Raw genomic sequence first — 22,127 nt, 5'->3', positions numbered from 1 at the left:
CATGGGGCTGCAATTGCTGGAGGCGCCCACGGCTCAGCCCGTATCGCTTGAGGTGGCCAAGAAGCACTTGCGCATTGCCCTTGACGATACCGAGCAGGACGACGAGGTGGCGCGTATCGTGCGTGCGGCAACCGCCTGGGCGGAGCGGATCACCCAGCGAGCGCTTTGCCAACAGCGCTGGCGGCTGCACCTGGATGGTTTCCCTTGCGGTGCGGTGCTGATCCCTCGGCCACCCCTGCAGAGCGTTGAGGCCGTCAACTACACCGATTCGCTCGGATCTGTTCAAACCCTTGACGCCCTGAGCTACATCGTCAACCCGTTCGAGATCCTTGGCCGGGTTTCCCTTGCACAGGGCGAAAGCTGGCCAGCCACACGCAAGCAGGCCATGTCGGTGAAGATCGACTTCACGGCCGGCTATGCAACCGTGCCGGAGGATATCGTTTCGGCGATCCTGCTGCTGGTCGGCCACCTGGACCAGAACCGGGAGCAGGTGGTCACTGGCACTATCGCCACTGAGTTGCCGATGAGCGTTGACTCGCTGCTCGCGCCCTATTGTGTTCCGGGTGTGCCATGAGACTCGGTCGCCTGAACCACCTCATCACCATTGAGCACAAGGTGAAGCTCAGGGACCCGGTGACCCTGGAGTTTGGCGAGCCAACTTGGCAGAAGTTCGCCAAGGTCTACGCAGAGGTCTCACCGTTGTCTGCCCGGGACTTGATCGCCGCGCAGGCCGCTCAGTCGGAAGCCACTGGCCGCATGCTGATCAGGTACCGGCCAGGTGTTCTGTCGACCATGCGAATCCTCTACCGAGGCGAGGTGTACAGCATCGAGGGTCCGCCGCTTGAGGACACCAAGTCTGGTCTGGAGTACCTGACCATTCTTGTCTCCAAAGGCGTCAAGGATGAGTGACGGCGCGCGGGCCGCGCCAGGGGGAAACACATGCGTGACGGTGTTGATTTCAAGATTACCGGCGCCGATCAGCTGGCCGGAAAGCTGTCATCGATCAAGGATGATATCCGCCGAAAAGGCGGTCGGGCCGCTTTGCGAAAGGCTGCTCAGGTCGTAGAAAAAGCTGCTATCGAGCAGGCGAAGAAGCTGGATGACGCCAAAACCCCGAACAAGATTTGGGAGCACATCACCGTCCGGTGGTCCAACAAACGGTTCCGCCGAACGGGTGATCTGATGTTCCGGATCGGCGTTGAGGGTGGAGCCAGGCAGTACGCCAACACCGCTGATAACAGGCGGGCAGGGCGGGTCGGCAAGAGCTATGAGCTCAGCAGTATCGTGTGGTACTGGCGGCTGCTGGAGTTCGGTACCGAGCGGATTCGCGCTACTCCGTTCATGCGTCCGGCACTGACCGAGAGCATCGCGGAAGTGACTAACACCTTTGTCAGTGAATACGACAAGTCAATTGACCGTGCGATAAAGCGCGCGGCGAAGAAGACGGCATCCTCATGACACCACCCATTGTGAAGGCCTGCTTGCAGAGCTCCGCTGTAACAGCGCTGCTCGGCGCCGGAACCGACATGCGCCTCTACTCGTTCGGGGAGGCGGAGCAGGGCGTGGCCAAGCCATACGCTGTCTGGCAGGTCATCAGCGGCAGCCCTGAAAACTACTTGGCTGGCCGCCCAGATCTGGACAGCGTCACCTTGCAGGTCGACGTTTACGCAACCACGGGCGACTCCGCCCGAGCGGTCAGGGACGCCATCCGCGATGCGGTTGAGCTGGACGCCTATATCACCCGCTGGGGTGATGAGGGGCGCGACCCCGAAACCAAGAACTACCGTGCCAGCTTCGACGTGGACTGGATGGTCCACCGGTAGAGCTGCAACCAATCCCAATAGCCCGCCCAGTGCGGGTTTTCTTTTGCCCGCAATTGGAGAAACCCATGGCGATTCTCGCTCAAGGCACCCAGATCTATGCCCTGGTGCCCAAAGTTGGTAACCCGTCCGAGTTCGAGGTCATCGAAATCGAGTGCGCAACGGCGTTCAACCCTGGTGGTAACCCGGCTGACCAGGTTGAGGTTACCTGCCTCAGCGACACCGTCCGCAAGTACCTGCGCGGCCTGCGCACTCCCGGCCAGGCTTCCTTGACCCTGAACGTCGACCCGCGCAACGCCTCCCATGTACGGCTGCACCAGATCTCGGAAGACGACACCATCGAGAGCATCCGCTGGGTGGTTGGCTGGTCTGACGGCAAGGACATCAAGCCAACGGTCGGCGTTGCCGGCGCGCTGGCGGCGATCGAGCTGACCAATGGCGGTACCGGCTACACCTCGGCTCCGACCGTTGCGTTCTCAGGTGGCGGCGGCACCGGTGCTGCAGCCACCGCCATCATCGAAGACGGCAAGGTGGTTGGGTTCAACATCACCAACGCCGGCACCGGCTACACCAGCAAGCCAACCATCACCCTGACCGGTGGCGCGGGCACAGGCGCAACCGCTTCGGCAATCCTGGGTGACGCGGAAGACTTCGTGCTGCCTTCGACTCGCACCTGGTTCCTGTTCGACGGCTATGTGTCCGACTTCCCGTTCGACTTTGCGGCCAACGCTGCGGTCACTACGGCTGCAACCATTCAGCGCTCCGGCGGCTCCGCCTGGATTCGCAAGACCACCAACGCCTGAGGTAAAGCATGAAACTGACACTCGACGCGCTCACCAGCGCAGGGTCGTTCACCGGGCGCCCAGTGGAAAAGGAAATCAGTTGGCTACAAGACGGCAAGAAGCTCACCTACACCGTGTATGTGCGGCCCTTGGGCTACCAGACGGCCGTGAACGATGTGCTGTCGTTCAATGGCAAGCACGACACAATTGCCGGCAAGATCGCGGCATCGATCTGCGATGAGCATGGCAACCCGGTGTTCAGCAGCCCCCTGGACATCACCCATGGCCCGCTTGATCCGGCAGAACTGGAGAAGGACCCAGAAAGCACCGCCCGCCTGGGCGCGCTTGATGGTGCGCTCTCGGTAGCGCTGTTGCTCGCAATCCAGGAGGTCAACGACCTGGGAAAGACGAAGAGCTCACTGAGCGCGACGAAATCTGGCACGAACTCGTCCTCTCAGGCGTCGGTGGCTCCACGATCGCGCACGCGAAGGAAACCCTGAGCCTGCGCGAGTTTCGGTCGTGGGTGAAGTTCAGGAGGCGTCGTGGCTCGTTGCATCCTGGTATGCGAGTGGAGCGCGCGATGGCCCTGCTGGCGGCGTTGATGGCCAACCTGCACCGTGACACGCAGAAGGTGCCGACTCCCTACAGCTGGAAGGACTTCGCCCTGCATGAGGATGAAGAGGGGCCAATCTCCCTTGAGGACGCCATGGCCACCTGGGCGTAAACGTGCAGCCTGACTATCAATGATGATAAATTGCCCCGCTTAAGCAGTTATCAATTTTCAAGTGATACAGGGAGTTTCAGGCTATGGTCGTAGACGCAAGCTCAATGCAGAGCGGCGTTATGAAAGGTATGGTGATTGCGCTGTACTTTCTACCGCTCATCGTCGCTTGGCTGCGGGGTCATCACAACAAGGCATCAATATTTCTGCTGAACCTCTTTCTCGGGTGGACGGTCATCGGATGGATTGCTGCTCTGATTTGGTCTGCATCTGCAATCAAAAAGAAATCATCAACACTCTCTGGCACATTGCCTACATCGGGCGCCGGGAAAGATGGTGCATACCTTGAGCTTGAAAAGCTGGCTGCGCTGAGAGAGCGCGGACACCTTACCGCTGAAGAGTTTGAGGCAGAGAAAGCCAAAGTCCTCAACCGCTGAACATAACTGACAACTAGCCCGCTAAGCGGGCTTTTTTTTTGCTCGGAGAAAAAGATGGCCTCAAGATCATTAGGCACTTTGACTCTGGACGTTATTGCGCAGGTTGGCGGATTTGTAGCCGGCATGGATAAGGCGGAGCGCAGTTCCGCTAAATGGCGAAAAGAAGTTGAGAAAAGCGCTAAGGCAGTTGGGACTGCCATAGGCACTGGCATTGCTGCTGGTGTCACAGCATTGACGGCAATGACGGTTTCAGCTGTCAACTCGGCGTCTGAGATTGCTAACTTGGCGGCAGTCGCTAACGTCAGCACAACTGACTTCCAGAAAATGTCGGTAGGCGCGAAGACCGTAGGTATTGAGCAAGACAAACTCGCCGATATTCTCAAGGACGTTAATGACAAGGTCGGTGATTTCTTAAACACTGGCGGCGGGGGTATGGCTGATTTTTTCGAGCAGATTGCTCCAAAGGTCGGTGTTACAGCTGAGCAGTTCAAGAATTTAAGCGGTAATCAGGCTCTCGGTCTCTATGTATCAAGCCTGGAAAAAGCAAAGGTCAGTCAATCGGACATGACCTTCTATCTTGAAGCGATTGCCAGCGACGCCACTGCTCTATTGCCGCTGCTGCGAAATAATGCCGAGGGTTTCAGGAAGTATGGCGATGCTGCTGAGGCTGCGGGCGCCATCATGGATGAAAAAACCATTCTGGCGGCAAAGCAATTTAGTACGGAGCTAACCGTTCTCGGTACTTATCTTGGCTCGGTACAAACCGCCCTGGCGGCTGAGCTAATGCCAGTGTTGGCTCAGTTCTCCAAAGACCTGACCGATACAACCACTCAAGCCGGTGGGCTTCAAAAGAAGGTTAAAGATCTAGCGGCCGACCTTGTTGAAGCTGTTGCGGTCACAGCAACCTTGGCTGATGGGCTTGGAAGAACATTTAAGGTTGTTGCAGGGATCATCGCTGCTGGCTTTGCCACGACTGTTAGCTATATGCAGCAAATCGGTGCAGCAGGTAGCAAGATTCTTGGTGCAATCACCTTCGGTGACATGTCAAAAAACTTCAAGCAGGATGCGGCGAAGTTCACCAGTGACGCTGTGGATAACATGAACACGGCTAACTCTATCGTCATAGATATGATGGATGAGTTTGAAAGGCCTTGGGCTGGTGATGCCATTCGTCAATATGTAATCGATGCAAAAAAGGCTGCTGGTGAACTCGGTACCATTACACCGCCGGGCACATTCAATCCGCAGACTCCGGCGCAGATCGAGGCGGCAAAAGCCGCTGAGGCCGCCGCGAAGAAGCTCCAAGGCCAGTTCGACACCGCTGAAGAGGGATACAAGCGGCAGATCGCCCTGATCAACACCGAGACCGACAAGCGCAAGGAAGCCACCGAGGTCGCCAAGCTCCAGTTTGAGCTCGAGGCCGGCAACCTGCAGGGCTTGAGCGAAAAGCAGCAGGAGCGCCTGAAGGGCCTGGCCGCCGAACTGGACCAGCTGAAAAAGCTGAAGCAGGCCAAGGAGGATGACAAGGCCGTCGCGGCTTTCGGTGCCAGCGTCAACCGGCAGCTGACAATTGACCAGCGCGCCCTGGACGCCCCCCTGCTCAACGCCTACGACACCGACAAGGTGAAGGAGCGGGCCCTCGAACTGCTGGCGATCGAGCAGGACTACCAGGATCAGCTCGAGGACCTCCGGCAGCGGCACGAGGCCGGGGATGTATCGGATTCGGCGTATGAGCGCGAGACGAAAATTCTCAACGACGCGCTCGAAGAGCGCCGGGCCATGCAGGAGAAGTACTACCAGGACATCGACAAGCTCCAGCAGAACGCCGGTGCTGGCTTCATCAGCGGCTTCGCGAGCCAGGCCGACGCCGCAATGGACCTCTACAGCAACATGCAGAGCGTCGGAGCGAGTGCATTCAGCTCGCTAACCGACATGGTCACCGAGTGGGCCGAGACCGGGAAGATGAACGTCAAGGGCTTCGCGGCCACCTTCATGCAGTCCATCGGTCATGCGTTGCTGTCCTACGCTGCCGCGCAGGTGGCCATGGCGGCGCTGAGTGCGTTCACCGCGATGATCGGCGTTCCGTTCGTGGGGCCAGCGATTGCGCCAGGAGCGGCAATCGCAGCTGCCGGCGCTGCTGGTGTCCTCATGACCGCCGTGGGCTCCGCGCTGGATGGCCAAGCGCACGATGGTATCGACTACGTTCCGGCCGACGGCACCTGGAACCTCAAAAAGGGTGAGCGTGTAACCACCGAGAAGACCAGCGCCAAGCTGGATAGAACCCTCAATTCAATCCAGCAAGGCCAGGGTCAGTCGAGTCGTGGTTTGACCGTGAACATTCATGAGGACGCCTCCAAGGCGGGCCAAGTCAATCGGCAGCAGCTCACGGCCGAGGATGTCATCGACATCTATGTCGCGAATGTCAGCCAGGACGGGCGCATCCATGACGCCAACGCTTCGAAGTACGGGCTCAAGACCGTGGGCAGCTGAGGAGGCTCAATGAATCCAATCGAGAGGGCCTTTGCCTCGGGCGGTGATCTCCTGATCAAGACCGTGGAGGCGAGGGCGGAGGGCGAAGCGGTATCGCTCCTGTTTTGCCAGGGATATGACGACACCACTTGCACCACCGAGGACGGCCGCACCCTGACCTTTACGGCGCTAGCCATGGAGGAGGCGCTGCCGAAGAACGACAACAGCGCCTACCAGAGCTTGGACATTGCCCTCGACAACACGAAGGGCGAGGTCCAGCAGGTTGTTGAGGGATACAAACAGGCCGGCAAGCGGATCGACATCATCTACCGCGAGTATTTGCTGAGCGACCTGACATACCCGTCCAACGTTTTCTACATGACCGTGCTCAGCCGTGAGTACTCGAACAATGCGGCACGCTTCACCTGCGGGTTCTTCGACCTGCTGAACACGATCTTCAACCGTGACGTTCTGACCACCAATATCGCCCCCGGCATCATGTTCCTATGACCTTGAACAAATTCCTTTCCGCGCCCTACCGAGAAGGTGCACGGGGCCCCCTTGCGTTCGATTGCTGGGGGTTGTGCATCCATGTCCGCCACCAAGTATTCGGGCTCCCCTTGCTGCCCAGCCTCGGCGCGGTAGGGAAGGACAAGGTGAGGGAGAACACGGCGGCCTATCACGACCTCCGCCAAGGGATGGACGAATGCATGCCGCAGCCAGGCGCCATTGCCGCCGTGTTTCGCGGCGCGCTTTGCCTGCATGTCGGGGTAGTGGTCGAGGTCGAAGGCCGCCTGAAGGTGCTGGACACCAACCCAGGCGGCCCACGGCTCAGCACCATTCAAGATTTCCGAGACGCTTACCCAAGGGTGGTTTTCTACCGTGATCGCGTTCTATCCCAACAAGATGAGCAATGCCGCGCCGATCGGCACCTGGACCACAAGTAGCCGCATGACCATCGAGGCGTGGCTGAAATCCATGGCCCCGTCCTACGATCGCCGGGAAAGCCCGCCAATCAGCGTGGTGCTGAATGATGAGGTGATCGAGCATCACCTGTGGCACAAGGTTAAGTTCAAGCCGTCCGACCAGGTCGAGATCTACTTCGAGCCCAAGGGTACAGACCCGTTCACCATCACCTACGCGCTGTTCAAGGGCGCCAAGGCTGTCATCAAGTGGATGCAGCCGAAAATGCCCGGCATGCCGACAGTGAACACCACCTCCGGCGACCCGATCAACGAGGCCAGTGCCAAGGGCAACAAGGTCAAGCTCGGCGACCGGATTCGTGAGGTGGCCGGCTGGCAGCGTGTCTATCCGTCCTACCTGGCTGAGCCGCGCCGCTACTTTGTGTCGCCGCGCGAGCAGTGGGTGGAGATGTTCCTGTACATCTCCAAGGGGCAGGTGGATGCGCCGCTGAGCAGGATGAAGGTTGGCGATACGCCGTTGATCTCACTTGGCGCTGACGCCCAAGTGGCGGTTTACGGCCCGGGGGAGAGTGTGCTGGGCGATCCGGCCTCCATGCTCTGGTACAACGTGACCGAAGTAGGGGCCAGCTCCAGCGGCAACGCGGGCCTCGAGCTCACGGTGGCCACCACTATTGCCCGCTCGGCCACGGCCTCCGCCTACCAGTTCAATGGCGAGTCGGTATCGGTGCCCGCCGGCGCCGGCCAGCTGCCAGCGGACTGGGAGAGCGGACTGGTGATCAGGGTTCTGCCCTACTACCAGTACACCGTAATCGATGGCGGCGCCGACCGGGATATCGTTCAAGGGCCGCTGGGGATGCTGAACCCTTATGTGGGCATGCCCATTGAGGTGCAGGGCGTGAACGCGGGCGACTATGTCGTGCATAGCTACACGCCATTCAGCCCTGCCGTGCCCGCCAACCCAGGTACGGCATCGACCCTGACCGGCTCGGCTGCACCAACCCGGTATGACTTCAACGTCACCCCGCTGAGCTTTACGCTGGCGCGCGGCTCGTCGACTTACCCGATCACCCTGAACACCGCCACCACCGATCTGGCGGGCCTGGTGTCAGCGTTGAACACCAAGCTGACCGGCACGCCCCTCCAGGCGCAGCAGAGCAGCGGGCGGGTTCGCTTCGTCGAAGTGACGCCGTTTGCCGGCCAGGCTGTCACCGCCACGGGTGCCGCTACCATCTTGGGCTCGGCTCCGGTGGGCGTTACCGGCACGGCCACTACCAGCGGCACACCCGAGCAGCCGGCCCAGATGACGCTGAACTTCGACGGTGGCGCGCCGGTGAATAGCCTTGCCGCTGGCTCCGGCATGGCCGCCATTGGCCCGCTGGGCATGCGCTACCGGATCACGTCCTACAACACCGCGCTCATGACGCTGGAACGCCTCACGGCGTCAGGGGCGGTAGATGATGATTGGCCAGGCTTCGATTTGCTGAACACGGTCAACGCCGTTATTACCCTGGACGCCTCCAATCTGGAGGGCGGCTACCGTGGACCCTACGCTTGCCAGCCCGAAGGCCAGAAGGTCACGGCGATCGAGTACTCCGTCTTCTACGCCAATGGGCTGTTCGGCCTTGGGCGGGAAGGGCAGATCTACCAGACCCAGTCCTTCCACACGTTCGAATACCGTGACATGGATATCGCCGGTGAGTGGACAGTGGTTGAGGGCGGCCATGTCGGTGACACGCGCGATGCCCTGGGCTTCACGCACCGAGTTAACCTGCCGTATCCGATGCGGGCCGAGGCCCGGATCAAGAAGCGCTGGGTAGCGCTGCCGGGCCGTGCCAACGATGAGGCCAACGACGATTCGAGTTGGTACTCGCTGTACGGGCTACGGCAGACACGCCCCGCAACCTATCCGGGCATGACCACCATGGCGGTGCGTATCCGTGGCGGTGACCGGATATCAGCGCAGTCGGAGAGCGACATCAGCGTCGAGGCCACCCGGGTGTTGCCGGTCAGATCCGCTGGGGCCTGGCAGGCCGCCGTGGCAACTCGCGGGATTGCGCCCTGGTGCCTCAGCCGGCTCAAGGCAGTCGGCTACAAGGACAGCGACATCGATCTGGAGGAGTTCGATCGCCTGGACACCATCTGGAACGCAGCCGGGCAGTTCTACGACGAGACCATCGACGAGTCGATGACCTTGAAGGACGCCCTGAACAACGCTCTGGCGTGCGGCTGGGCCGAGTTGGTGGTGGTCAATAGCAAGATCAGGCCGGTGCAGGATGTGCCACGGGCAGCGTTCGATCGTGAGTATGGGCTGAAAACCCAGACCTACTCGCCGCAGAACATGACCAAGGCCCTGTCCATCCAGGGGCCGCTGGCGTCGATCAACGACTACGACGGCGTGGATGTTGAGTACTACTCAACCAAGACCTGGGCATGGGAGACAGTCCCGTGCCGATGGCCCGGGGATGAAGGCATTAAGGTCGAGATCGTGAGGCTCCCAGGCTGCGGTGACCGCGATCGCGCGTACCGCTTCGGCATGCGCCGACGTGGTCACCAGAAGTTCAGGTTGGATACCTATGAGTGGTCAACCGAATTGTCGGGGCGAAACTCGGGTTACCTGAGCTTCTGCGCGGTGGCCTCCGATTCGCCTGGGCGATGCCAGAGCTCGCTGCTTGTGGACTTTGCCCGCGACGACCTAGGCGTGGTGCTTGAGTCATCGGAGCCTTTGGACTGGTCTGCGGGCGGCGACCACCGCATCGGTGTGCGCCGGCAGGACGGGACGCTTTCGGGCCCTTACCCGGCCACCCAGATTGACGATGTGCGCGTGCGGGTTGCCGAGCTGGACTTTGAGCCAGACGTTAGCTGGGATCTTGAGCCGCCACACCTGCTGTTCGGCCCTTGGTCGAAGTGGGCTTACCCCGTTTTGGTAACCAGTTCTGACCCATCGGGTGGCAATGTTGCGATGAAGGGCATGCCATACGACGAGCGGGTTTACACCTATGACAACGCCATGGCCCCGGATTAGGGGCGTATAGGAATCCCCATGTTGCCAATTCCCGATGGGCTGCCTCTTCCGCTGCAAGAGGGATACGCATTTGCCCCGGTGAGTCCTGTATCCAGCACGCAGATGATCACGGGTAGATCGCTCCGGCGCCGGATCTACCGGAGCACTCCCACCAGGGTCAGCGTGACCTGGTTGCTGACAGACAAACAAGCCCAGTTGTTCGAAGGCTGGTACCGCTGGGGCATCAATGCGGTGGACTGGTTCCTCTGCCCCATCAAGAGCCCGATGGGGCTCAAGATGACCAAAGCGCAGTTCGTGGATATCTACACCGGTCCGGCATTGGTGAGCGGCAGGCTCTGGCGCTACACGGCTGAACTGGAGCTGTTCGATCTGCCGGTGCCGGACGAAGCGACGTTCATGGAGCTGCTGCTCGGTATGCCCCTTCCGCAGATGAACGCCGCGATTAGCGCCGAGCTTATTCGCTGGTACACAAAATCTTGGCCTGGCGCCCAGATCACCTGAATACAAGCCCGCTCATGCGGGTTTTTTTTCGCCTGGAGTTTATATGAGCGCAGCTACCGACAATCAGCTGTTCCATCAGCTGGTGACCACTGCCAACGCGCTGTTCGTATCTGATGCTGATTTCGTCACCATTGATGGCATCCAGAAACCGACCCTCAAAAAGATCTATGCCGAGTTCCTGGCCAGCATTGGCACCTACCCAACTGTTGCCGAAGGCCTGACCAAGACCAACGGCACCGGGACTGACAACCGGTTCTTCACGGTGCCGTCCACGGGTGACAAGGCCGAGACGCGTTACCGTAACGACGCTGGTGTGGCTGTTGAAATCAACTCGATCCTGTCGTTCTTGGCGAATGCCTTAACCATCAACCGCGGCAAAGCCTTCCCGCTCCGGCAGATGAACCGGGGCGGTACCACCTCCGCAGCCAGCGCGGTGCTCAACAACCTTATCCTCGACGTGAAGGTGATCGGCGATGAGGCGGAGATCGAGGGCAGATACTTCCGAATCGCCTACTTCCAGAATGACGCGACCATCGGTTCGAATGCGGATCAGGGTATCGTGATCGAGCAGTTCGATGCGGCCACCTACGCATCGGCAGGCACGGCCACCATCATCAACAACCACACCGACGCGCCGGCATCCATCGTGCGGACGGGTGGTGTGCAAACGTTCGTCATCGTGCCGCCTGGTGCGCCACTCCTTCGCTTCATCATCACCATTGACGCTGCTGCTTTGCCGGCGGCCGGGACGCCGATCAACGCGCAGAACGCCGGGAGTGCGGCTTTTTCGTGGATCATCGATCCTGCCTGCTACCTGCGTGTCGCGGGTCTGGGAAACTCGCTGACCATCAACCGCGGCAAGGTTTACCCGCTGCGCAAGATGACCCGCAACGGCATCACCAGCGCCGAACCGACCGCATTCAGCAACGCGATCCTGAACATTTGCATCATCGGCGCGCGGCCAGGCAAGTACTATCGCCTGGCCTACTTCGTGAACGGCAGCACCGCTTTACCCTCGGCCAAGCCTGACGGCTGGATCATCGAGGAAATCGACCAAGCCAACTACGAGACGTCCGCCAATGTCGCCACCCAAGTCATTGGAGTGGGAGACGCTGGCACCCCGGCCATCACTCGGGACGGCATCCAGACCGTGGTGCTGGCCAGTACGGTGGCGCTCGACCTGCGAATCCTGATCACCCTGGACACGGCGCAACTGCCGCCCTATGGCACCTTCATCGGTGCCGTCAGCTCGATAAACCCGGGCTACAGCTACATCATCGACCCGAGCCGCTACATCCCGGCGAAAAGCGAATCGACCAACTCGATCAGCATCAACGCTGGGCAGATCGTGCCTTTCCGCAGCACCAGTCGTGGCGGCTCGGTGTCGACGCCGAGCACGCTGCAGACCAACGTGATACTCAACGCGCGGGTTATCAACGCCAAGCGTGGCAAGTACTACGGCCTGCGCTATTTCCAAAACGGCAACGCCGCCGTGGTACCGGCTGCTGATGGCTGGATCGTGGAGGAAGTCGACATCGTCGACTATGACGCCTCGGTCATTACCAATGGCACCACCATTTCGGCCCTGGCCGACCCGCAGCCGACAATCGACCGCACTCTGGGTATCCAGAAGGTGCTGATCAACACCAAGACCGATGTACGCATTGAGGTGGTGCTGGACGCCTCCAAGCTGCAGGCATACGGCACCCAGTACGGAATGAACGCCGCATTCCAGAACGGTTATTCGCAGGTGATCGACCCGGCCTGCTACGAGTTCCCGGTATCAAGCGGCGGCACACCCTCGCGCGTGTCCTACACCGTCGACTCGACGGGTCGCCTTACCATGAGCTGGCCGGATGGTATTGGCACTCGAGGCTTCGTCTTCGGCCTGAACGGCGCCAATAGCCTGGCCAACTTTGCCCAAGTAATCCTGAACGGCGGGGTGATCAGTTCGTTCGCCACCGACTGGTTGCCGCCCATTATCTTCGACGCAGTGAACGACGGAGACGGTTGGCCCAGTCTCGAATTCACCGGTGGTAACCACCTGGTGGATGGCAAGATGACGGCCGCGTCTGTCGCTTACGTGATCGAGGCCGACGGCGTCCCCCTTGTGCCCGGAGCAAGCGGTACGGCCAGTAGGATCACTTGCCGGATCATCAACAAGCTGATGGCTGGCAACACCGTTAGCCTGGGGCGGTACCCTCTGCTGCAGGCCTTCCAGGTTGATTTCATGCCCGGGGTGGCCGGGGTTCACGCCGAGATCATGGCGCTTGAGGACGTGGACATCTACACCGACTACGCCTGCCAGATCGTGACAAGCGGCGTCAACGACACGCTGTTCTATTTGGGCGGCCAGTTCCCGACACCGATCCCGTTCGACGGAACGATCAACTCAGGATCCCCAACCGACTACCCCGACGCGTGGGCGGTGCTCACGACCAGCGCGAACGGCCAGCTGGCCGCCTGGATTGACCGGAAGTATGGCGTGGCAGCCGAAGCGCAGATTTTCGAGAACTACGGGAAGATCATCGGCGGCGGCGGGGCTTCGACCAAGCAGTACACCACGGCCATCAACAGGGAGCGCGTGCGTGACCCGGCCAAGGCCATGCGGCTTGAAGCCGGCAAGAGCTACCAGTGGCGCGGAGGCTACTCGTGGGGGCCGGTAAGCCTGCCGGAAGGCATGGTGGCCACCCTGCGCTACATGGACGAGTGGCGGATCCGCCGAGCGTTCGCCGTATCGGCAAGCAAGGTCCTTAAACCGTAGAGCCTGCATTTACATCGACGCCTGCCAAGTGCAGGTTTTTTTGTGCCTGGAGAAACACATGACCACACCACGCGGAGTCCGCAACAAGAACCCCGGCAACATCGATTACAACCCTCGCAACGCCTGGCAGGGCCAGCTCGGCCTGGAAGAGGGTGTATCCAAGCCGCGCTTCGCTCGGTTCGACCATCCCGAAAATGGCATCCGCGCCCTGGGCAAGCTGCTGATCAACTACCGAGGTAAAGACGGCATGCCGGGGGTAGGCGGGAAGGGGATCGATACCGTGCTCGAAACCATCAACCGCTGGGCGCCGAGTAACGAGAACAACACCCAGGCTTACGCCGCTGCCGTGGCCAAGCGCCTGGGCGTACGCGCGACTGACCCGATCGACATCAGAGACCCGGCCACGCTGCGCGGGATGGTGCTCGGCATCATCATCCACGAGAACGGCGGCAACCCGTACCCGTCGATGATCATTGATGAGGGTATCCGGCGGGCTTTGTCATGAGTGCTTGGCCTGCTACGGCTGTCACTGTGCTTGTGCTTCTCGCGTCCCATTGGGGCGCCTACCAACACGGCATTTCGGTAGAACGGGCGAAGGGCGGTCAGATATCAGCGCAGCGGGACAGCGGCGACCGATTGGCCGAGGTAATCGGCGAACGATCGGCGCGCCAGGAAGAACACCGGAGCGCTGACGCGCAGCAAGAGGCGAGGGTTAAAGGGCATGAAGAAAGAACGATTGCTGATGCTGGCGCTGTTGGCGCCGATGCTGCTGGCCGGCGGCTGCGCAGTGACGCCAGCCAACTCGCTGCCTCCGTCAGTTGCCCCGGCCCGGATACCGCCGCTATCGCCCGAGGCCAGGCAGCCACCCGCGCCGCCATGGTGCTTTCCGACCTGCTCGACCGGTCTGTCGCTACGAATCGAGAGCTGGCGCAGGCTTATGACCGAGCCAGGATCGCCGGTGAGCAGTGCTCCCGGGAGCACGACGCCCTGATCGCAAGGCGGGCGTCAGTAAGCACCCGGGAATAAATTCGAAGGCTTCATGCAAAGAGAGCGGCCACCGGGGATGCGTCAACATCCCTGCTGACCGCCGAACCCGCAGACCATACCTGCAAGCCCAGCCAAGGCTCCCGCTCTGTGCACAAAGCACGGCGAGCCTAGCACCTGTTCATCCATACAGTAAAGGTTTGCAAATTGACTAACCCAATCATTCCTTGGATGGGCGGCAAGCGCCGCCTGGCCGACCGCTTGATCCCACTTTTCCCCGCCCATGAGTGCTACGTCGAGGTATTCGCCGGTGGCGCCGCCCTGTACTTCATGCGGCCGCAACCCGCCCAGGTGGAGGTCTTGAATGATCTCAACGGCGATCTGGTCAACCTGTACAGGGTGGTGCAGAACCACCTGGAGGAATTTGTTCGGCAGTTCAAATGGGCGCTGTCGTCCCGGCAGATCTTCGAGTGGCAAAAGATGGCGAGACCGGAGACGTTGACCGATATCCAGCGCGCGGCCCGGTTCTTCTACCTGCAACAGCACGCCTTCGGCGGCAAAGTCACTGGGCAAACGTTCGGTACCGCCACCACCGGACCTGCCATCAACCTGCTGCGCATCGAGGAGAACCTGTCCGCCGCCTGGCAGCGGTTGGCCGGCACCTACGTCGAGAACTTGACATGGCTCGACTGCGCGCAGCGCTATGATCGAGCGCACACCTTCTTCTACATGGACCCGCCTTACTGGCAGACCGCCGGCTACGGGGTCGATTTCCCGTTCGAGCACTATGAGCGGATGGCTGAGTTCATGCGCACATGCAAAGGCAAGGTGATGGTGAGCATCAACGACCATCCCGACATTCGAGCGGCTTTTGACGGGTTCCACTTCGAGCGGTTGGATATCCGGTATACCACCGCGAACCAGAGGCATGGCCAGGCCGATGTGACCGGTGAGCTGGTAATCATGAATTGGGAGCCGTCACAACTTGGCCAGTTGTTCTGATAGGCAGGCCTGGGGGAATTTTGGGGGAATCAATCCCCCCAATGGTGTGGAGTGCTGTTGTGTCATGCTCTGTTGAAGTTATTGATTTTATTGAGTTTCACAAAATCATCTCAAAAAAATATGAGGTCGAAAACGGATTCGAAATCCGTTGTACTGGCAACAGTACCTAGGGTTCAAATCCCTATCTCTCCGCCATACAAGATGAAGCCCCGCAGATTAACATCTGCGGGGCTTTTTCGTTTCTACATTGTATTGCTGATCTACTACTTTATTTCCGGTCTGGGTATGACGTCGTTCTCTTCCCAGTATGTTGCGTGGATCAAGGTGTGCATCGGGCAAAGCCTGGTGCCGAGGACATGATTTGTGTAAGCAGGATTCTTCACCATCGTCTTCGGCGAAGGGGAGAGTGGTTTTAGCAACCTATTTTAATTTCAATTATGGCGGTGAGATACTTATAACCGTGGAGCCAGAGAATTCACCAGGGGCGACGGTCCCACGAGTACTAAGTGTCGAGGTAATATTAAGTTTGGCAATTTGACCTTTGCTAACCTGTACGTCGATGCCTCTATAAGCGTCCATGCCATTAATGGTGATCTTTGAATAAAGACTGCCATCGCTTCTGAGTTTTACGCCTGAGTAGTCCGTTCTTGATGTGCTAACAGTTACGCTAGATGGGCCCTGGCATTGCAGATTGAGCTGTGTCGACGCCTTTGCCCCGTTAACCTCATTGTCTGACAGATTTTTATGGTTGATAGTTGTGTCGCCCGTGAGCTGGCATTGTAGTGTCGGAGCCATGACAGGGGTGCATGGCCCAAAACGGCTAACTGCGCCTCCTATGCTAGGGCCAATTGCTGCATAGGTAAAAGTGATGCAGAGATCATCGGTAACAGAATTGTAAGGTACTAGAACTGACCCGTTTAGGGGGATTCTAAATCCTTTGCTTTGAAGGTCCACTAATAATTGGCCCATAGTTGAGTATCCGGACCGAAGTGGTACATCCCAAGATAAGCTTGTTCCAACAGAGGAGGTCGTGAACGGCGACTGGTTCGCCGTCACCTCAACGACGCAAGTAGTCGATCCTGGAGAGGGCTGAATGCAAGGGCTACGACTATTGTCGTTAGTTGTCCAATTGTTTACTGTGAAGTAATAGCGTACGCCGCTCGCCTCATAGCGACTGTCCGTTGAGATAATATTGAAGGCTTGTGCTTGTGCTGTAATGCCGCACAATAGTACCGATGCCAAAGCGCGGTGTAGCTTTGTCGTGTACGGATTTTTCATGGTGATTACTCGTAACTCAGGGCAAAGGTTAGCGACGCTTCAAATTCGCCCAACCCTAGGGTGCGGTTGGCTAGCACCTGGGGTGCCACTTGCAGGTAAGCATTGAAGTTGAGGGCGTGATAGCCACCGCTCAATTCGCCCATGGCGTGGGTCTTGTTCAACGGCAGGGGCGTTCCTACCGTCGTCTCCAGCCCTACCATCAGGCCTTGCACATGTGCGCTTTGCAGAATCAGTAGCCCAGGTGGTTCGCTGCTTTCATTACCGCTGAACGTGATGTTGACCATGCGTTTGCCAATATCCAGGTCGCAGTTTTTCAAGCGCAGCTCAATGGGGCGGCCCTTGGTTCTGCCATTGAGGTACAGGTCCTTGTCGATGACACTTTCGAAGTCCAGTTTGATCAACTCATCTCTCTCATCCAGAACGCAAGGCTCATTCACCAGGGTGCCGGAGAAATACAGGTTGTCCTCTGCTGACTGTGCTGTCGGCAACCATAGGCTGGCGATCAAGGCGCTCAGAGTCATAACCCACTTGCCCATAGTACCTCCTAGTAGAGTTCGGCCATCAGTAGCGCCGAAGCGGTAAAGTCGGTGCTGGGCAGGGCCGCACCAGCAAGCTTTACCGGTACGGCTTCTAGCAATGGCGGTGTCGATGCGTTGACATCAATATCTCGGGGCTGATTGGGAATTAGCGGGGTACCGCCAAGCAGTACCTTGATGCCCAGATCGTTTACTGAAGTTTTGAGCGCGCTAGGTTCGAAACCGGCGTCAGCACCCTTGAGGGTCAGGCGCATGTGCCATGTTATACCGGCGTTGGTTGCACCCGGGCATTCGATCTGATAAGGAATCACTTGCCGGTAAAGCTCGCCATTAATGCGGTTGACGGCGATATTACGCTCGAAGCGAACCTCAATACGCCCACCTTTGTCGCTGACGGTGCAGCCGGGCGGCGCTACTAGGGTGCCGCTGAACTGAAGGTTGTCCGCGCTCATGCATCGCAGGGGCAGGGTCCCGACTGACAGTATCGCCAGCATGCGATATAGAGTGTTCATCGATAGTCCACCACCAAGGTTGCGCTGGCGTTGAACGCGCCGGCTTTTAGTTCGCTATTTTCGCGTTTTATAAGCACCGCTTGCAGTACCGGTTGTTTGCGGGTGTCGAAGTCAGCCCAGGTATTGACCGCCAGACGGGTACCGTCCTTCTTGATGCTTATGCCGAGATTGTCATGCTCGCGCACCTTTAGCAGCGTGGGATCGAACGCGGGGTCGCCGCGTACCTGAATGCGCAACTCATTGCTTGACGAACGGCTGCAATCGAGTTCGTAATCCAGAGTGATGGTCTTGTAATTGCCATCGATTCCGGCGGTCTGCACACTGCCAAAGGCGCCACTGATGGGCGCGTCTCTATTGATAACGCAGGGAGCCGCTGCATAGACGACACCCTCGATCGTCACCACCTGCCACTGTGAAGCGTGACTCATCGACGCACAGCCAAGCAGCATAGCCAGCAGTACGGTACATACGACAGTCATTAAATTGCTCTCAGTCATACGCCAAGTTCACATTGACGCTGGCGCGGAAAGCGCCCGGGCGCAAAGCGGCCGCAGTGCGCTCAGGGCGAATGTAATAGGTCAGCTGACTGTCTCCTGGCGAGACGAACCATCCCGGTGCGGTGCGGCCGAGGCGTACGTCGTGACCTTGGATGTCGAGCAGGCGCAGGCCAAAACCCTCAGCCCCGGTCACTCTGATCAACTCGGGCGTATCGGCATCAGCGACCGCCGTAAAGGCTAGTGCGGCCACAGGCTCTATAGCGCTCCAGACCAGAGAGCCTTGCTGTTCATCCTCGCGGCCGCCTTTGCTGCGTATACAACCTTGCAATTTGAAGTGCAGGGCCACAGGCGTACCTTGATCGCCAGGGAGCGACAGACGGGCGGTGCTCAGATCGCCAAGGGACACGGTCTGATAGGCTGAGCTAGGGTCGAGATAACAGGCGCTTTCAAGCAGGGTGCCGGTGACCTGGAATTCGGCCGTCTGGGCAGTACTGCCGGCGGCAAAAGACAAGGTCGAGACACTGGCACTGCAGAGCAAGGCAGCAAGACAGATTCGGAGTCCAGGCTTCATGATGTGCCCTTACTAGAGTAGGTCGTCGGGTATCAGCGCTTGGTGGCAACGGGGCTAGCGGTGCATGTGCCTGCGGCACAGCTGAACTGCAGTTGCGGGCGGCCACCGTAGTCATTGACGTAGGTCAGCACCGGCTTGTCGCCTAGCACCTTGCTGCTCACGCCCAGGTCGAGTTGACCTCTGGGTTTGATCATCACGGGCTTGAAGTCACTTGGACTAGCGGTGTCGAGCTTGGGCGTGGCATCGATTAGCGTGACGTAATAGGGCGTAGGATTGTTCACCAAATAGCGGTCGTCTTGGCGCGTAAGAGTCAGCTTTTCCTGCCAGGGGGCTTCGTTGATGCCTGCCCGGGGGGCGATCGCGGCGGGTCGATAGAACAGCTTCACCCGCGTTTGCAGGGCAATTTGCAAGGTGTTGGGTTTATCACTGCGCGGCGGAATTTCACGCAGGTTGAAATAGAACAGCGATTCGCGATCCTGTGGGAGCTGGCTCAGTTCAGGTAGGCCTTGAATCTTCACCTGACTGTTCGCGCCGGCCTCCAGGCGCTGGATCGGTGGGACCACGACCATAGGGCTGGTGACTTTCTCGGCCTGTTCGTTCTCGATCCAGGCTTGGGCAAGGTAGGGTAACTGCGGGTTCTGGTTACTTACGCTGAGGCTGATCGATTTTTCACTGCCAGTAAAAATAACCCGGGTACGGTCCAGCGATACGGCGGCCAGGCTGGTCTGTGCCGCACAGGTCCCGATCAGGGCAAGCAGGGTCAGGGTGTTGCTTTTGAAGCTGTTGTTCATATAGGTACCTGTTGCAAATGGATTAAGCGGCGGGGTTGTCCGCGTCATTAGCGGGCTGGCACAGCAGCTCTAGTTGTCTTTCAGATGAAACGACCTGGTCGGGCAGGGTGAAATGACACCGTGCACTGCCGTCCCAGTGCAGCGACATGGTTTCGCCCGGCTTCATCCCACTCAGATACGTCGATCCTTCCTCGCCGACAATGCCGGTTTCCTGGCCACGGCTGTTTTGTGCGCTGGCGCCAAACGGAGGGGCGCGATGGTCGGCCATATGAATGACGACCATGGCTTTGTGGCCGGCGATTACATCGAAACGACGGTAGCCAATTGCGCCTTCGGTCAGCGTCGCCTGGGTAATGGACTGGGTGGCTTCAACATCGTCAGCCAGATCATCCAGCACGATGCTTGCCTGGTTGCGGTAATAGCTGTTGACATCTGTCACTATCGCCTTGCCGAAACGATTGGTTCGGGTCACTCCGCCATTGCCGCGCACCGGTACGTCGGCCACGCCTTGGGTATCCACCAGCAGCCGAGTACCTCCCATGACATTGCTGCGGTGCAACGCTGCGCCTTGGCCGGTCAGCGTGGCGCCGCCTTGCACTGACAGCCCAGCCGAGGTGTACTCACCAGCTTGGTAGCTGGCGCTGGCCACTAACTGGGCCTGATCTCCGTCATGGGACAGGAAGCCGCTGGCGATGTCCCCGCTGGAGGACTCGCCGGCGCTGAGCATGTAGTGGTTACGCTCATTGATACGGTCGTAGTAACTCAGGCTATGGCTCGTTTCGCCGCGGTTGACCGACGAGCTGTAGCTGAACGAACCGGTGCTGTCCCAGGGGATACTGACCGTCAGGTAGGCGCCGTCATCGGAGGTGCCGTTACCTTTGTTTTGGTACGCTGTTAGCGACAGGCTGAGGTTCTTCAAACCACCGACATCAAAATAGCTAGACAACGACAGGCTGTAGCGGTCGCTCGCCTGGCTGTTCCAGTAAGTTTGGTGGTTGTAGTTGAAGTACACGCTGAGCGCGGAGTCGCGAAACTGTTTGCTTAGTGTCGCAGTGTAAAGCTCCTTGCTCTGGTTCAACGGCTGGCTGCCGCGCTGGATTTCAATGAACTCGTTCATGCTCAGGTAGCTCTCCTCGGAGAACCGGTAACCGGCAAAGGTAACCTGGCTATCGTACTCATCGAAGCGCTTGGAATAGCTGGCACGATACGACTTGCCGCTCAAGGTGTCGTGTTCTGGCACTGTGGCCCGCGATTGTGTGACGTCCAATGACAGCGCACCGAACGCCATCAGGTCACGGCCCACGCCCACGGCTAGGGACCCGTAATCCTTGGCACCGAGGCCGCCGCCATACAGCGACCAGCCGTTACTCACACCCCAGGAAAATTCCCCGGTGGCGAACGCCGGGCCATCGACTTGGTGTTCCCAGTCGGAGGGCTTGCCAGTTGCCAGTTTATAGCGCACCGTGCCTGGACGAGTAAGGTACGGGATACTGGCAGTATCCATCTGGAACTCCTGAACGCTGCCATCCTGCTCCTCCACACGTACGTCAAGCTTGCCAGAGACCGCATCGTTAAGATCCTGGATCCGAAACGCTCCTTGCGGCACCTGGGTGTCATAAAGCACCCGACCTTGTTGGCGAATCACCACACGTGCGTTGGTGCGGGCCACACCGCTGACTTCCGGGGCATAACCTCTGAGGTTAGGGGGAAGCATGTTGTCATTGCTGCTCAGGTTAACGCCGGTGTAGCGGAAACTGCCGAATAGGTTAGAGTCCAAGTAGTCTTCACCGACGAGCAGGTTCGAGCGCAGCGATGGCACTGCGCGTAGCGCATAGAAACGGCTCCAGGCGAACTGGTTTTGCGACGATTGGTCGTCACTGCGTTGCATCTGGGTCTGCCAGTCGCCGCGCAGGCGCCAAGCGCCCAAGTTTATCCCAGCGGTACCGTTGCCGCTGAGGTTGTCGCTCCGACCTTTACCGCGCTTGTACGCTGTGGTTTGGGCGTTGAAGTTGTAATCGAACAGCACCCCGGAAATTCCTTCGTCCCAGCGGGAAGGCGGGTCCCAGTTCGCAGAAGTGTATTCCAGTTGGTCCTGCGGGATGCTCACGTACAGCGCGGAAGTGCCCAGGTTGCCACGTGCCTGCATACCGGGAACGCTGGTTAGGTCCAGGCAGGCGCCGTCATGCCACCAGATCAGCGACTTATTGACGTGTTCTTTCAAACCCAATTCATTGACCAAAGTCGGCGAAAGACAGGCGACACTGCTTTTCGTATCATCTTCGGCCAAGAGATAGTCGACAGCAAACTCCGTCAACGTATCGCCGTTCACGTGCACCATCAGGCTGTAATGGCCGGGCATGATAAAGTTGGCCGAAGCAAACACCCCAAGGTCAAGGTTTTCGCGGTCCTTGAGGTCCAGTACATCGGTATTGAATTGGAATTCCTCGGCTGCACCTGCCCACGTCGCGACACAACAAAACGTCGTGGTAGCCAGTACCTTACGGTAATTCACGTGAC

General features: G+C 59.1%; 23 protein-coding genes. 17 read left to right on the top strand and 6 right to left on the bottom strand.

Going from position 1 to position 22,127, the window contains the following annotated elements:
* Position 1: 1 nt before the first annotated feature.
* From LJX93_RS20220 to LJX93_RS20135, 17 genes are all read left to right on the top strand, one after another.
* Positions 2-574, top strand: a complete 573-nt coding sequence (locus LJX93_RS20220) for a head-tail connector protein (RefSeq protein WP_227696344.1) — start codon at positions 2-4, stop codon at positions 572-574.
* The gene (locus tag LJX93_RS20215) at positions 571-909 is read left to right on the top strand and encodes a phage head closure protein (RefSeq protein WP_227696343.1); all 339 of its coding nucleotides are present in this window, start codon (positions 571-573) and stop codon (positions 907-909) included. The genes LJX93_RS20220 and LJX93_RS20215 overlap by 4 nt, the downstream gene beginning before the upstream one ends.
* A 30-nt stretch (positions 910-939) precedes the next feature.
* Positions 940-1,458, top strand: coding sequence for an HK97-gp10 family putative phage morphogenesis protein (locus LJX93_RS20210; RefSeq protein WP_227696342.1), 519 nt, complete (start codon positions 940-942; stop codon positions 1,456-1,458).
* Positions 1,455-1,823 carry a DUF3168 domain-containing protein gene (locus LJX93_RS20205; protein ID WP_227696341.1) on the top strand — a complete coding sequence of 123 codons (369 nt, stop codon included), beginning with the start codon at positions 1,455-1,457 and terminating at the stop codon, positions 1,821-1,823. The genes LJX93_RS20210 and LJX93_RS20205 overlap by 4 nt, the downstream gene beginning before the upstream one ends.
* A gap of 65 nt (positions 1,824-1,888) precedes the next feature.
* The gene (locus LJX93_RS27525) at positions 1,889-2,623 is read left to right on the top strand and encodes a phage tail tube protein (RefSeq protein WP_414004129.1); all 735 of its coding nucleotides are present in this window, start codon (positions 1,889-1,891) and stop codon (positions 2,621-2,623) included.
* An 8-nt stretch (positions 2,624-2,631) separates the two neighbouring features.
* Positions 2,632-3,102, top strand: coding sequence for a phage tail assembly chaperone family protein, TAC (locus LJX93_RS20190; RefSeq protein ID WP_227696340.1), 471 nt, complete (start codon positions 2,632-2,634; stop codon positions 3,100-3,102).
* Between the two features lie 80 nt (positions 3,103-3,182).
* The gene (locus LJX93_RS20185) at positions 3,183-3,326 is read left to right on the top strand and encodes a hypothetical protein (protein WP_227696339.1); all 144 of its coding nucleotides are present in this window, start codon (positions 3,183-3,185) and stop codon (positions 3,324-3,326) included.
* 83 nt (positions 3,327-3,409) lie between these two features.
* Positions 3,410-3,760 carry a superinfection immunity protein gene (locus LJX93_RS20180; RefSeq protein ID WP_227696338.1) on the top strand — a complete coding sequence of 117 codons (351 nt, stop codon included), beginning with the start codon at positions 3,410-3,412 and terminating at the stop codon, positions 3,758-3,760.
* Between the two features lie 54 nt (positions 3,761-3,814).
* Positions 3,815-6,250, top strand: a complete 2,436-nt coding sequence (locus LJX93_RS20175) for a phage tail tape measure protein (protein ID WP_227696337.1) — start codon at positions 3,815-3,817, stop codon at positions 6,248-6,250.
* A 9-nt stretch (positions 6,251-6,259) separates the two neighbouring features.
* Positions 6,260-6,739, top strand: a complete 480-nt coding sequence (locus tag LJX93_RS20170) for a DUF1833 family protein (RefSeq protein ID WP_227696336.1) — start codon at positions 6,260-6,262, stop codon at positions 6,737-6,739.
* Positions 6,736-7,176 (top strand): hypothetical protein, encoded by a 441-nt coding sequence (locus LJX93_RS20165; protein ID WP_227696335.1) that lies wholly within the window; start codon positions 6,736-6,738, stop codon positions 7,174-7,176. The genes LJX93_RS20170 and LJX93_RS20165 overlap by 4 nt, the downstream gene beginning before the upstream one ends.
* Positions 7,112-10,174 carry a host specificity factor TipJ family phage tail protein gene (locus LJX93_RS20160; protein WP_227696334.1) on the top strand — a complete coding sequence of 1,021 codons (3,063 nt, stop codon included), beginning with the start codon at positions 7,112-7,114 and terminating at the stop codon, positions 10,172-10,174. The genes LJX93_RS20165 and LJX93_RS20160 overlap by 65 nt, the downstream gene beginning before the upstream one ends.
* An 18-nt stretch (positions 10,175-10,192) precedes the next feature.
* A complete protein-coding gene (locus LJX93_RS20155; protein ID WP_227696333.1) occupies positions 10,193-10,675 on the top strand; it encodes a hypothetical protein in 483 nt (160 codons plus the stop codon).
* A gap of 43 nt (positions 10,676-10,718) precedes the next feature.
* Complete coding sequence (locus LJX93_RS20150; protein WP_227696332.1) at positions 10,719-13,439, top strand: hypothetical protein; 2,721 nt, start codon at positions 10,719-10,721, stop codon at positions 13,437-13,439.
* Between the two features lie 58 nt (positions 13,440-13,497).
* Positions 13,498-13,944 carry a structural protein P5 gene (locus tag LJX93_RS20145; RefSeq protein ID WP_227696331.1) on the top strand — a complete coding sequence of 149 codons (447 nt, stop codon included), beginning with the start codon at positions 13,498-13,500 and terminating at the stop codon, positions 13,942-13,944.
* Positions 13,941-14,465 (top strand): DUF2514 domain-containing protein, encoded by a 525-nt coding sequence (locus tag LJX93_RS20140; protein WP_227696330.1) that lies wholly within the window; start codon positions 13,941-13,943, stop codon positions 14,463-14,465. The genes LJX93_RS20145 and LJX93_RS20140 overlap by 4 nt, the downstream gene beginning before the upstream one ends.
* 165 nt (positions 14,466-14,630) lie before the next feature.
* Positions 14,631-15,425, top strand: a complete 795-nt coding sequence (locus tag LJX93_RS20135; RefSeq protein ID WP_227696329.1) for a DNA adenine methylase — start codon at positions 14,631-14,633, stop codon at positions 15,423-15,425.
* A 1,283-nt stretch (positions 15,426-16,708) separates the two neighbouring features.
* On the opposite strand, the gene LJX93_RS20130 is transcribed toward LJX93_RS20135, so the two are convergent.
* The 6 genes from LJX93_RS20130 to LJX93_RS20105 are packed head-to-tail and all read right to left on the bottom strand — an operon-like array spanning position 16,709 to position 22,122.
* A complete protein-coding gene (locus LJX93_RS20130; protein WP_227696328.1) occupies positions 16,709-17,239 on the bottom strand; it encodes a fimbrial protein in 531 nt (176 codons plus the stop codon).
* A gap of 8 nt (positions 17,240-17,247) precedes the next feature.
* Complete coding sequence (locus LJX93_RS20125) at positions 17,248-17,751, bottom strand: fimbrial protein (protein ID WP_227696327.1); 504 nt, start codon at positions 17,749-17,751, stop codon at positions 17,248-17,250.
* Positions 17,748-18,248 (bottom strand): fimbrial protein, encoded by a 501-nt coding sequence (locus LJX93_RS20120; RefSeq protein WP_227696326.1) that lies wholly within the window; start codon positions 18,246-18,248, stop codon positions 17,748-17,750. Before LJX93_RS20120 ends, LJX93_RS20125 begins: the two co-directional genes overlap by 4 nt.
* Positions 18,241-18,819, bottom strand: coding sequence for a fimbrial protein (locus LJX93_RS20115; RefSeq protein ID WP_227696325.1), 579 nt, complete (start codon positions 18,817-18,819; stop codon positions 18,241-18,243). The genes LJX93_RS20120 and LJX93_RS20115 overlap by 8 nt, the downstream gene beginning before the upstream one ends.
* Before the next feature lie 32 nt (positions 18,820-18,851).
* Positions 18,852-19,610, bottom strand: coding sequence for a fimbria/pilus periplasmic chaperone (locus LJX93_RS20110; protein ID WP_227696324.1), 759 nt, complete (start codon positions 19,608-19,610; stop codon positions 18,852-18,854).
* Between the two features lie 22 nt (positions 19,611-19,632).
* Positions 19,633-22,122 (bottom strand): outer membrane usher protein, encoded by a 2,490-nt coding sequence (locus tag LJX93_RS20105; RefSeq protein WP_227696323.1) that lies wholly within the window; start codon positions 22,120-22,122, stop codon positions 19,633-19,635.
* Between the last annotated feature and the right edge of the window lie 5 nt (positions 22,123-22,127).

Origin of the sequence: Pseudomonas sp. HN2-3 (genome assembly GCF_020691745.1) — a bacterium.
Taxonomy (GTDB): Bacteria; Pseudomonadota; Gammaproteobacteria; order Pseudomonadales; family Pseudomonadaceae; genus Aquipseudomonas; species Aquipseudomonas capeferrum.
This window is presented reverse-complemented; position numbering and strand designations above follow the sequence as displayed.